12 protein-coding genes are annotated in these 12,007 nt (G+C 53.0%); 4 read left to right on the forward strand and 8 right to left on the reverse strand.

Annotation, left to right across the window (positions count from 1 at the left end):
- Nucleotides 1-761: 761 nt before the first annotated feature.
- From H6G62_RS15450 to H6G62_RS15460, 3 genes are all read right to left on the reverse strand, one after another.
- Nucleotides 762-4,025 (reverse strand): DUF4912 domain-containing protein, encoded by a 3,264-nt coding sequence (locus H6G62_RS15450; protein WP_190496699.1) that lies wholly within the window; start codon nt 4,023-4,025, stop codon nt 762-764.
- A 96-nt stretch (nt 4,026-4,121) separates the two neighbouring features.
- Entirely contained in the window at nt 4,122-4,802 is a 681-nt protein-coding gene (locus tag H6G62_RS15455) for an isochorismatase family cysteine hydrolase (RefSeq protein ID WP_190496700.1), read from the reverse strand.
- A gap of 169 nt (nt 4,803-4,971) precedes the next feature.
- Entirely contained in the window at nt 4,972-5,334 is a 363-nt protein-coding gene (locus H6G62_RS15460; RefSeq protein ID WP_190496702.1) for a cupin domain-containing protein, read from the reverse strand.
- A 343-nt stretch (nt 5,335-5,677) separates the two neighbouring features.
- Here H6G62_RS15460 and H6G62_RS15465 point away from each other — a divergent pair, with 343 nt between their 5' ends.
- A complete protein-coding gene (locus H6G62_RS15465; RefSeq protein ID WP_199325017.1) occupies nt 5,678-6,022 on the forward strand; it encodes a hypothetical protein in 345 nt (114 codons plus the stop codon).
- Between the two features lie 78 nt (nt 6,023-6,100).
- Nucleotides 6,101-6,526 (forward strand): hypothetical protein, encoded by a 426-nt coding sequence (locus tag H6G62_RS15470; RefSeq protein WP_190496704.1) that lies wholly within the window; start codon nt 6,101-6,103, stop codon nt 6,524-6,526.
- Here H6G62_RS15470 and H6G62_RS15475 read toward each other — a convergent pair.
- Both H6G62_RS15475 and H6G62_RS15480 read right to left on the reverse strand, forming a co-directional pair.
- Nucleotides 6,460-7,641 (reverse strand): transposase, encoded by a 1,182-nt coding sequence (locus H6G62_RS15475; RefSeq protein WP_190496706.1) that lies wholly within the window; start codon nt 7,639-7,641, stop codon nt 6,460-6,462. The genes H6G62_RS15470 and H6G62_RS15475 overlap by 67 nt on opposite strands.
- Nucleotides 7,642-8,057: 416 nt before the next feature.
- Entirely contained in the window at nt 8,058-8,537 is a 480-nt protein-coding gene (locus H6G62_RS15480; protein WP_190496708.1) for a hypothetical protein, read from the reverse strand.
- A gap of 141 nt (nt 8,538-8,678) precedes the next feature.
- Here H6G62_RS15480 and H6G62_RS15485 point away from each other — a divergent pair, with 141 nt between their 5' ends.
- Together H6G62_RS15485 and H6G62_RS15490 are read left to right on the forward strand one after the other, a co-directional pair.
- Nucleotides 8,679-8,909: a DUF433 domain-containing protein gene (locus tag H6G62_RS15485; protein ID WP_190496710.1), complete on the forward strand. Its 231-nt coding sequence runs from the start codon at nt 8,679-8,681 to the stop codon at nt 8,907-8,909.
- Nucleotides 8,906-9,238 carry a DUF5615 family PIN-like protein gene (locus H6G62_RS15490; RefSeq protein WP_190496712.1) on the forward strand — a complete coding sequence of 111 codons (333 nt, stop codon included), beginning with the start codon at nt 8,906-8,908 and terminating at the stop codon, nt 9,236-9,238. The genes H6G62_RS15485 and H6G62_RS15490 overlap by 4 nt, the downstream gene beginning before the upstream one ends.
- A gap of 12 nt (nt 9,239-9,250) precedes the next feature.
- Here the strand turns inward: H6G62_RS15490 and H6G62_RS15495 are convergent, their stop codons facing one another.
- From H6G62_RS15495 to H6G62_RS15505, 3 genes are all read right to left on the reverse strand, one after another.
- The gene (locus H6G62_RS15495; RefSeq protein WP_190496714.1) at nt 9,251-9,973 is read right to left on the reverse strand and encodes a hypothetical protein; all 723 of its coding nucleotides are present in this window, start codon (nt 9,971-9,973) and stop codon (nt 9,251-9,253) included.
- The gene (locus H6G62_RS15500; protein ID WP_190496716.1) at nt 9,973-10,509 is read right to left on the reverse strand and encodes a hypothetical protein; all 537 of its coding nucleotides are present in this window, start codon (nt 10,507-10,509) and stop codon (nt 9,973-9,975) included. Before H6G62_RS15500 ends, H6G62_RS15495 begins: the two co-directional genes overlap by 1 nt.
- Nucleotides 10,510-10,613: 104 nt before the next feature.
- The gene (locus H6G62_RS15505; protein WP_190496719.1) at nt 10,614-11,732 is read right to left on the reverse strand and encodes a hypothetical protein; all 1,119 of its coding nucleotides are present in this window, start codon (nt 11,730-11,732) and stop codon (nt 10,614-10,616) included.
- Between the last annotated feature and the right edge of the window lie 275 nt (nt 11,733-12,007).

The following is a 12,007-nucleotide window of genomic DNA, read 5'->3' on the forward strand; positions in this document are numbered from 1 at the left end:
TTCTGGAAGCTCCAGAACTCTCAGGATGGAGCTTAGTGGTGCAGAAAACTTTTTTGAGTCTCATGGTGGACAGCCCAGACGGCAAAAATGGCGACTGAAACCCATTGCCTTCGTTCAAGTTGTCGAGAAATTCCAAATCCGCTGTCTCGCTGATAATCCTTTATTTACAAGGGTTTCAGGAGTTTTCTGCACCACCAAGCAGGATGGAGTTCTGGTAGGGTGGGCAGTGCCTATCACAAAGTTAGGGTTTCCCATCAAAGAAGAGCTAGGGAAACCCTAATTCTTGATTGCCTAACACACCTGAAAAATAGATTGAGTTCTGCTATCGCGCCACCTAACCTACGAGATGTCAACGTTTTTCAGCGTTGTGTCAGTCAATTAGGTGTCAGGCCGTCAGGTTTAGAGCCCCAGTTTTTTGAAAAAGCCAGGGCTCTTAGGATGGAACGTAGCCGGACTAGGTCGCTCGTTCTTATCCTTCTCTCTAGGCTTTAGCTTTAGTTTTAGTTTTAGTGAGGTGGTGGAGGCGTTGGGTATCGGCCCAAGCGATGCCTTTGAGGAAGTAGATCAAACTGGTGACGGCAGCAAGGATGAGGTAAAACACCCGAATGCCTCAGCCAGATCCGTCAAAAACCGTCGAAATTCAATGCCGCTGAGACGGGTCTAGACAGTTCGGTATTCTCCAAAGACTGTCCTTATCCGGTGGGTTGGGGGCTGTCGGAGGATTGGCCACCGGAGAGCGAATCGCCGTCCCAGCCTAACGTCTAGGGGGAGATGGCAGGCACCTCAGTGGATCGGGCGATGGTTTGCCACAGGCCCGTACTGGAGAGGTAGCCAATTTCTGCGAGATAGATGCGATCCCAGCGGGGAATGGGGAGGTACCAGTCCTGGGCGAAGTCATCGTGGCAGCGCTGTTCCTCCACTGGGGGCGGCAGGGGCGTTTGGGTGGGGTGCCCGGTCACGTCGTAGAGGCGCACCGCCAGGATATCGCTCCCCGCCTGTTTGGCCTGGAGTCGATCCCCATCGTCAATGTGCCACAGGGCATAGAATCGTGGCCCATGGGTGCGGTCTAGGGTGAGCTGGAGCCAGCTTTGGGCGGTTGATGTGCGGTTCCCCAGAACAGGGTCGAGATTCTCTGGGATCGGCATTTCCCCAAAGGCATCGGACGACCCAGCGGGAATACTGGCCATGGCCGCAAGCACTTCGGGGGGCAAGTCCTGGGGCCAGTCTTCGTCAAATTCCGCCGGAGGGACAAAGTCGCCAGAGTGGCTGGGGACGGTGGGTGACGAATCGGGTTCGGTCAGGGCGGTGGGATCTAGGGCGGTGGCCTTGGGGGTAGGCCAGCCCTGTTCGGCGTCCCAATGAGTGGCTACCGATAGGTCAATGCGGCGAATCAGGTCGTCCTCTAGGGGGGAGGCGGCGGGATCGGGACGCTGCCAGGGGGATAGGGGTTCTCCACTCGACATCCCCCGGTTCGCCACGGAACTGGCGGATGGGTCTACGGTTGCCGTGCTGGGCTCCATCCCTTGATCGGGGACTTTCTCCACAGGGGCCGGACGAATCCAGGGGGCCGTCCCCACCTCGGCGGGAATGGTCGTCCCCTGATCCAGGTTTCCCTGATCCGAGATCCAATCCACGGCGGCGGGTGGGGTGCTGTCCTCCGCTCGGCTGGGCAGTTGGGCGGCTTCGGCGGCCAGTTCCGGGGGCACGCCATAATCGCTGGGAAAGGCGTAGGCCAAATCCGTATCGGCGGAGGGCAGGCCCATTACCATCTGCTGAAGATCTGGGGGAATATCGGGGTCGTAGCCCACCTCGGCGCTGGATTGAACTGCATCATCCCCTAGGACGGATCCCCCGGCCCCCGGCCAGGTTAGATCCACATCCGTGGCTTCTAGGGTGGCGGGGTCGAGGGTGGGATAGGGCGGAAATGGCCCCATTCCCTCAATGCCCAGGGCGAGGGCACGATTGTGGCAGGTTTGGCCCTCGGCATAGCGCCCCAAACGCAAAAGCGCCTGCCCTTTACCCGCCCACGCTGGCCCTAGGCTGCTGTCAATTTCTAGGGCGCTATCAAAACAGAAGAGGGCTTCCTCATAGCGACCCAGGGCAATCAGCAAGCGGCCCTTGCCAATCCAGGCTTCCACCCCACTGCTGTCGAGGGTCAGGGCGGTGTTGTAGCTTTCCATCGCCTCCCCCGCCTGATCCATGAGACCCAGGGCATGGCCCCGCTGGGTTTGGGCCTGGGTGGCTAGGGCGTTGATGCCCCCTAGGGGTGTGCCCAGGGATCCCGCCTTGAGGCGTTCCACTTCTGTGGCCTCGATGGCGCTGTTAAAGCACAGCAAAGCGGCGTCATACTGGGCCTCCCGCAGGTGCCTACGCCCCCCCGCCAGATCAGCCCTGGCCTGTTCTAGCTTGCTGGTGGGGGGTTGGGGCACGGTTTCTCCGGGGGCCATCAGGGCAGCTTCCGGGGGCAAATGGGCTGATCGGGGCACAGCGAATGATGGGGACGGCACGGGGTCAGATGCCGCCGCAAAGGCCGCAGTAGATTCTGCGGCAACGGTTCTGGGCAGATCGCCCCCTAGTTCGCCCCAGGGCAAATTCGCCTCTGGGGGGAGGTTGGGCGACATCGACCGAGGTGGCTGATCGTCCGGTAGGGAATTTGGGGTGGATCCAACCTGTCCAGGCTCGCTGGTGGCGGACTCTGTAGGATCTGACCCAGAGGTCTGGGCGTTTGTGGTGGTTGCTACGGCCTCTGAAGCGGCCTCTGAGGTGGTGTCTGAATCTGTCTCCAGCGGTTCATCGTCGTCCTCATTCTCCGACCGACTACTGCCCAACAGAGCCCCCACCGCCCCGGCCAAAATCAACAGGGCCGGAACAGCGGCCAAAATCCACCAGGTATTCTGGGGTAGCCGTTGTAGCGGGCTGAGGTTGTCCTCTGGGCTGGAGGTAGAGTCAGCGGCGGCAGACTGAGCACGGGTCGCGACAATCACATCACCCTGGGGGCCGCGCCGTTCCACCCGGCCATCCGCCGTGCCCACCACCAGGTCGCCAGCGGGGGTAAACCCCAAGAAACGGGGGTCGCTCTCCAGGGTCACGGGTTCCGACCATTGGCTGCTGCCGTCGGCATTCCACAGGCGCAGGGTGCCATCGGCGGCAGCGGTGGCCAGGGTGCGACCATCGGGGCTATAGGCAACGGCTTGGATCGGAGCATCATGGGCCGGGAGGGTTTCTCCGCGAGGTTGCAGCGTGACCCGATCCCAAAAGCGCAGGGTGCCATCGCCGCCCGTGGTCGCCATCACCTGACCATCGGGACTGCTCACCACCTGGGTGACTCCGCCCCCGTGGGCTGAGGCAATTTGCCCCGCCCGACTACCATCGGCATTCCACAGTGCCACACTGCCGTCCTGGCTTCCGGTAATCCAGTTTTGCCCCCCGGCCATATAGTCTAGGGTTTGAATCGCAGCAGCATGAGCCGCAATGGGATTGCCCAGCGGGGTTCCCGCCGCCACAGACCACTGTTCCACCAGCCCATCGGCTCGACCGCTGATCAGGGTTTGGCCATCGGGGCTGAGGGCGAGGGCCACCAGCGGACTATCCTGGCTCACCATCGCTTCACCCAGGACATTACCCCGCCGATCCCAACGCCGCAGGGTACCATCGGCCCCAGCGGAGATCACCGTTTGGCCATCGCGGGTAATGGCCACCGCCAGCACGGCCCCCCGGTGGGCCTGGGCCACCCCGCCATTGGTCGTCTGCCCCTGATCATCCAGCCATTCCAAATCGCCCGTTGCCGTGCCGCGCACCATATATTGCCCATCTGGCGACAGGGCTAGAACGGGCCGCGCCGTAGGGGTCGTCGCCGCCGCTGGAGGATCAGCCGGAGCCTGGGCCACCGCATCGCTCCAGCCCCCCGGTAACGTCAGGGCCACCGCCACCCCCGGATACCCCCCAACCGTCAACGTCCCAGAGCCCACAGTCAAGGCTCCCATCAACGACAGGACAAACAACGACGGCTTAGGCAGCTTATCCATAGGACATCCGCAGCAGAAGGGCAGAAAGAATTCTGCTAAAGGATACCGTAGATGGCTCGTTTGGGGTCGCCTAGGCACACAAATTGACCGAGGCGGTTAACTTAGCCCCTTCAGGAGATCGGCGGATTCTGCTACGGCCCCAAACACGCCCCCCTGCATTTGGATCATTTTTAGCGCCGCTAGATAGTTACCGTAGTCGGTGGCTCCGGTGCAATCCGACAGCAGCAGGCATTCGTAGCCCCGGTCGTTGGCGTCGCGCATGGTGGTGTGAACGCAGACATCGGTGGTAATGCCCGTCAGGATCAGGTTGCGAATGCCCCTGACCTTCAGAATGAGATCCAGATCCGTGGCGTAAAACGATCCCTTCCCTGGCTTATCGATAATCATTTCGCCCGCGATGGGGGCCAGTTCGGGGATAATCTCCCAGCCCGGTTCCCCCCGCACCAAAATGCGTCCACAGGGGCCAGGGTCGCCAATACCCGCGCCAATTTGCTGGGATCGCCACCGCTTGTTATCCGGTAAATCAGACAAATCGGGTCGATGCCCCTCGCGGGTATGCAGGATGGTAAATCCCTGTTCCCGCATCACCCCCAGCACAGTTTTAATCGGCTCAATGGGGGCACGGGTAAGGGATAGATCGTAGCCCATTTTGTCCACATAACCGCCCTCCCCACAGAAATCGGTCTGCATGTCGATGATGATCAGCGCCGTGTTATCGGGGCGCAGGTCGCCATCGTAGGGATAGGGATAGGGATCAGCGGAGATATAGCACGTCATTGAGGGCAAGTCCCACCAGCAAAGCCATAGTCAGCTTAGCGGCTTGTCCGTCGTCGATTGTAGCCTCGGATACTAGATCGCCAACCCCACCCAGGCCGTTCCCCAAAGGGGCTTGGGGGATGAGGGCCAAGGGCAATGGCAACGGGATAGTTATTTTCATGGAGTATTCTTAGCTGAAAATCGTTTCATCTTCTTTGCGCCAAGCCGGATCTACCAGACAAATAAAGACAAGGGGCTCTTCGCCTACATTGCGGATAAACTGGCGGGCCTTGGGCGGAATGTAGACCGCATCCCCCGGCTCCACCCGCTGGATTTCGTCATTGATGTGCATTTCGCCAACCCCAGAGAGGAGGTAGTAGACCTCAGACGTGGTGAGGGCATGGGGAACAGATACCTGCCCCACGGGCACAATGGCGTGGGCCAAACTATAGCCCAGGGCAATCTCTTGCTTGTCGGGGTGCAGCAATTCCCGCAGGCGGGTGCCGTCTCCGGCAATAAATTCTGGACAATCCAGCAGTTTGCGAATCAGCATAGGGGGTCTCTCTTGTACCGATCCAGTATGCCAAGCCCTAGGGCCCTTTGGCACAACCCGATACACCCCAGCCCGAACCCAAAGTGACCGATCTACTTCGTCTCTCCCAAGTTCGCTGAAAGCCTTAAAGCCTTGTATATCAAGGAAATGTGCCAGTTTACCAAGCTGAATATCGTAAGTTCGAGTCTCATCACCCGCTTAGTTTTCTCACAGATGATGATCCTCATTATTCGGAGCCGAGCTGATACTGAGCAGATGCGCCAAATGCTAGAGGCTCTGGGAATTTACATTAAACTAGCGGTGGATGTTGAGCGGCGTATTATTTCCGGTGGCGGAGAGCTTTATGCGAATCAAAACACAGTATCTTCAGTCCAATCGAACGACGCAGTTTGATAGCCTAGCGCTGAATTTGACTCGGATTCAACTGTTAGCTCGCAGTGGGTCAGACGAGTTGGTAGTGCAGCATTTGGTACGGGAAAGTCAATTTTTCATTGAGTGGGCTGTTTCCACCATTGATTTGGAAGCCGATCTAGCCCTGGCGACAGAACTTGTTGATTTACAACGGTTACTGAGTCGCTGGAAACTAGGTTGGCCAGAGTTATGGGCGAGTGAAGAACAGCGTCAGGAGATGGCCAACCTAGTTTCCAGCAATGGTGTGACCGTATTCATGGATATCGTGAACTGCTGACTGGGTAGCTTAATTTTAGCGATTATTGAGCTACTGTTGTAAGCAAGGACGAATCCCACCATTGAAGATCAATCGGCCATGACGAACTGGAACATCCTGCTGGAATCGGCTACCGATGGCCAAACGACCGCCACGGTGCTTGAATTGCCCACCTTTCAGGTCACGGCTGGAGATCGTCAAACAGCCCTTGGCCAAATTCAGCAGCTACTCAAGCAGCGCTTGGCTAAGGCGGAAGTGGTGCCTATTTCTATTCCAACAACCGCAGATGATAGCAACCCTTGGTTAAGGTTTGGTGGCATTTTCAAGGATGATGAAGATTTTGCGGCAATTGTGCAGGATATTGAGCAAGAACGGAGAGAGAAAACGCTACTAAATACAACAGAAGTCGCTACTCAAAGCTATCATTCCTTAGTGGTGCAGAAAACTCCAAGGCAGTCTCAGCATGAGAACGTAACAACCCTGGAGAACTCAATGCGGCGGTCCAAGGCGTCTCGTTTGCGCTGAGAGGCGCAGGCGGGTGGTGGATTGCCCTTGGGCAGCGCCTGGAGGATGGGCAAGGGCCGTCGCTCGTAGCAAAGGCGGGCCAGTTCCCGTAGACCCAATTGCAGAAAACTCAAGCCCCGGTCGCCATGCCAATCTAGACGAGTCCGTTGGCCCGCCTTAACCAGCATCATGCCCAGCACCAGGGCAATCAGGTAGGCGCAATCCAGCAGCATAAATAGGCGGGTCAAGCCGTCGGCATCGCGTAAACCCGAGTCAAGGATATCCAAGGCGGCTGACTTGTAATCTTTGAAGTGGTGCTCTATCCCTCCAAAGCGCTGGCCGTAGAGCGCAAAGGTTTGCAGAGACACCGTTTGGCTGGACAAGACCGCCCAGGTGTCTTGCGCACCCGGCACATTAGCCGTTGCCAGGTGGGCCTCAATATCACCTAACACCCGCACCGGCCCCACCCAATAGGCTTGTTCTGGGGGCGGGAAGAGGCCCTCTACCGATTGAGTTCGACCGTCGGTGGTGGTAACCAACAGGTCTGACTTCACCCGAATCGCCCAATCCCACTTCTGTTGGTTCAACCAGCGCATCAATCCCCCGTGTTTCTCCTCCGGAGACGCTCCGCGAACAAACCCCCGGTCAGCCAGTAAGGTCACCTGTACGTCTGGGGGCAGCACCCGTTGAGCACGCTCCAAGACAGGGCGATACTGCTCAAAACCCACCATGGCACTGCCATGCTCCAAGACCACCTGAGCCAGAGTAAAGGAACGGCCACCCCAGGCCAAGCACACCTCTATCAGACAAAATTGATCCCACAGCATGCTGGTGTCCAGCGTCAGGAGCATTGCTTCTCCGGCAAAGGTCGACAGCAGGTGCCCCAGTATCGGCTCGTAGTAGCGTTCCGCTGTGATCTGAGGATTATGGAGAAAGTAGCTCAGCCGTCCCATATGGGCTCTCGCACCGCAGTTGCGATGCGAGAGGTCAGGTATCCATCGCCCGAGACAGGCCTCGCCGGACGGCAACACGGCTGCCACAATTTCAACAAACCCTTGCAGATGACGTTGGTCTTTGGGCTGTACCCATTGACTCAGTTGGTCTTGCAGTTGACGATACAAGAGGGGTGTGTCCATGAGCCTGGCCTTGAGTTGGGGAATTCAAGCCTCTCATGAAATGCCCCGCTCCATCCATCCCGTCTCATTTGAGACTCCTTACACAGCAACCCTTTCAGGACTTTTCTGCACCACTAAGGACAGACAGCTAACGACCAAGCCCACCGGACGCAGACTACCTTTGCCAGCTAGCCAACTACCTTTCGCCGTTCCGGTGCGGCGACTTGTTAGCCCTCAGCAACAGCTTTATCTCTCAATGCGTTCAAGTTCTTCACGAACTACTTTTCGTAGAGTTGCCTCAAGTGGTTGGCGAATAGCCTGAATAGGTTGACGTAGGACTTCATTAATCAAGGTTGGATAGTTTCCCTGGCACTAGCTTGTTCAAGTAGGATAATCTCTGGAAGGCTTGCTGATTAAGGATCACAGGCAATGGAAAATCAAGGATCCAAATTTAAGAGACCATTGTCTACCCCCCAAATTCCTAACTGCGCCCGTTTGGCTGGGTGAATGTAACGCTCGATCCCAAAGCAGTCATAAAGAGCGGCATGGAGCAGCGCGAGCCGCCCACGATCAAGTGTGCTTAGCGTGTGATCGGCAAAACTCGGATGAGCATTTACACCACCACAGCGACACTGACGCTCACCGTCAGACGCAATGAAGCTCCAAGAAGAACCATCGTCCACCATTGCGCCCAAATCAGTCGGATCGTAGTCGGACCGCCAATCCCACACTTGAATCAAGTCAAGAGCAGAAAAGAACTCGTCCACTTGTGCATTTGAAGCCGGAATTCGGGGTGTTACCAGATGCTCGAAATTTCCAGTCCCGTGGAACCGGATTTTGGACTTCTTGAGGCACCAGGAATACCCCGACCAAAAGGCAAGCACCTCGGTAAATGTAAGTGTGAAGGTTCGTTGCATGGCGATGTTGTTGAGGTGAACGGTGAAGCTGAACGGCGACAGGTAGCCTCTTGCCTCTGACCGACCAACTAACTACCGTTCGTTGCAGCGAGGTGTTAGCCTGCTCTAGACTTAGGTATACCTAAGCAGCCTGTCCATATTATGAGCTATCGCGACATCATTACGATTGAGCCTGATAAGCGTGGTGGCAAGCCCTGCATCCGCCGGATGCGCATTACGGTCTATGATGTTTTAGGGTGGTTAGCGGTTGGCATGTCTACCGCTGAGATCATTGATGACTTTCCAGAATTGACAGAAACCGACATTAGGGCCTGCTTGGAGTTTGCCGCTGATCGCGAACATCGTTTAGTTGCGTCGGTGAGTGCTGCTTGAAACTGCTGTTCGACCAAAACCTGAGCCGCAAGCTGGTCAATCGGTTGGCTGATATTTTTCCTGAATCCAGCCACGTTCAGTCCCACAACTTAGCTGAGAAAACAGATACTGAGATTTGGGAATTTGCTAAGCTAAATGACTTTTGTATAGTGACACAAGATGCAGATTTCCCTGAAAGAAGTCGGCTTTATGGCTCTCCACCCAAAGTTGTTTGGCTCCGGTGTGGTAATGCACCGACTAGCCAAGTTGAAGCATTATTACGGGCTGGTGAGGAAGCTATTCAAGAACTTTTAGAAAATCCAGATATAAATTGCTTAGAGCTTCATTAGAATAAGTTAGCTTTAGTCCAAAAGCTCTCCCAAAGCAGAGACTAAACTTTCGATATCGCTCTTTACTCCTTCTTTCAAAGAAGCTGTATCATCATCTGAAGTGGAAATCAAGGATTTATATTTCAAGAAAATCTCAGTTGCTATATCTATGAGGTTATCGATCTCTTGCCAGGTTAAAGCATGAGGAAAATTTGGATAGGGTTCGGTAGAAACTGCCACAAAGGTGTTGAGTATATCATCTAAAGGATTCATACTCTGGTTAAGATTAAGTTGTTGTATTGCACCTATAATTTTCTTCTCTCTGGTAAGACCATCTTTTCCTGGGTGGGCGATTACTTTATTTCGAAACAACATTAGCCTTTTGACAAGGCTTGAATGGTTTTCATCCAGCCTCACCTTATCTTGTATCAACTGCCTACAACAAGTCTCAATTTTACTGTTTTCAAGGCTCCAAAAACGATGATTTGCCTCAAAGTAATTTACCACCTTTTTTAACCCTACAGAATCACCATCTTGCTCATAAACTTTGCATAGGAGAAGAATCCCAGAATCACCAAAAGCATTTTTCGATTCTAGTAAAAAGATATTATTTGGTATTTCAGCATTTCTTTGTTGTTGAAGTCGCTCTTCTACTTTCCTCTGTACCATCAGGTAAATAGAGGCGCGAGCTAGATTTAGCTCGACGATCTCCAAATATTTTGCAAATAACTCAATTGAGGTTCTATTGTCTGTCATCAGGCGTTCCACTCCGAAAAAGTTAAGCTTCCAGTCACTTGGGAAATTTTTGAGTTTGTGAATTCTGGAGAAGAACCTGGATTGCGATTTTGTTCGAGATATTGCAGTGATAGCATTAGGACTATTGCGACAATAGCTATCACTGCAATCGCTATTGCCACGGGCTGAAAATTTGGCTTCTTATCCTCAGCTAAGAGAGCGTTGATTTCGGCTTCTTTTTGCACAAGGTACAAAGAATCCCCTCTAACCTCAATGTTTCTCTTATCTACTTCAGTCGCTGAGAGAGGATATAAAATTGAATAGGTACTAGAAAGAGTTTTCCAGATTTCATTGACAGCAGATCGAATATCTTGAACTGCTTTAATTTCTTCACCAAGCAAAGCAATTTCATGAGGAATAATTCTGCCAGCACGATCTTTTCTCTGTTCTGGATCCGGAAAGCTTAAAGCTATATATGGGACAGTAATATTTGAAGATAATTTGATGTTCCCCTGATTAACCTGAAACTCTTCAGTTACGGTATTATCTTGAAACATCCTATGATGAGCGTCTAGCCAATCACTACAACTTAGTTGGGGTCGCAGAAGCATCCGAAAACCCCAGTCGCGCCCACGTGTTGACCATAAAATTGTAGTTAATTTCATTGTTTATTAGAGAAATACACTTTTCGAGTTTGTTCATCTTCAATCTTTCCACGGAAAGCAGCAACTACTGCTGTCACTGAATCTCCTTTCTTTCGTGCTGAGCTTTCTAGTTCTTTCAGCTTTTCTGTAATAGATTTTGCTGTATCATCCATGAGCATAAAAACATTGCCCACTAATGGCATATATTTCAGCCAATTAGTTGTTAGTAGGCGAAAAGTTTCTGTCAAACGATAAACTGCTGCCTGGCCAGTTTCACCCACCTTTGCCCAGATTAGTGCTCTCTGAACTGGGAGAATGATCGATATTGGAGGAATTAGATCAATCCCAATATTTTGTTCCGGATTGACTATTTTTCCAGTTTCAGAATCAAATTTAGCAGAAGACAGCAAGAGGAAATCTTCACCTATAGACTGATACTCATCACCGGACAGCATCATCTTGAAGACTTCGCGCAGCTCTTTTAGTTCATCTATAGCTGACCTATGAACTTCATCTCTAAACCAATAGATATCCTTATCTGGCATCAAATCCGCTTTTGAAAGGCAGATAACCCACACTCTTGGAAATATTTGTAATGTTTCACTGTCGGCAATAATTGCGCTCTTTTGCCGTTCTATCTCTCCTCGAAAACTTCCAAAAAGCCGCTTAAGATACTTACCCCCTTCCTCTTTCAGAATCTGGGCATCACATAAAAAGAAAGCAATATCAGACTTTAGAAGGGTGCGAAAAGCCTCAATTTTGTTTTGCCCCTCAATATCTACTTTTGTCTCTGTCCACCACTCTCCAGGATAGTCGTGCCAAACAATCGAACCAGCAGATTTATCTAAGCCTCGAACCGTTATGTTAAATCTAAATGCTTGATGCTGATAGCGTGTTGGTGGAGGTAGGAGGCTTTCCTTCATCTTCAAGTATTCGTTTGAGAGTCGTTGACCTTGCGAAGTATCGTCAGCAAGGAGACTATATCCAGCAGTTCTTCTAAAGAAAGGCTCTTGATGCCATCCATAGAATGTACTGAGTAGAGTTGTCTTGCCACTCCCAGACTCGCCAAAAACCGCTATGTGCTGCTCAATAACTCTTCGGGGTCTAAAAATTGTCCTTGTCAAATCTTGGATCATTCGTTACTCCCGATCTGTTACTAGATATTTTTATGGGCTTACCATCCCTGATTACACAAAGCGCATATTCTTTCCGACAGAGAGTGTTAAAAATTCATATACGCTTTATGGAAAGTTGTAACAGTATGTAGCCTATCTGTCAGTGCAGAGTTTCTAGCTGCTTGCAGGCTAACGTTTGAGTTAAGCGGCGGCGACACTCAACCGCCGGGTTAAAGCCTCGGCCCGTCAGAGCCGTCCGCTTGAACGAATTGTTGGGCCAACGCCCGATTGATGTG

Source organism: Phormidium sp. FACHB-1136 (assembly GCF_014697375.1).
In the GTDB taxonomy this organism is placed as follows: domain Bacteria; phylum Cyanobacteriota; class Cyanobacteriia; order Phormidesmidales; family Phormidesmidaceae; genus Nodosilinea.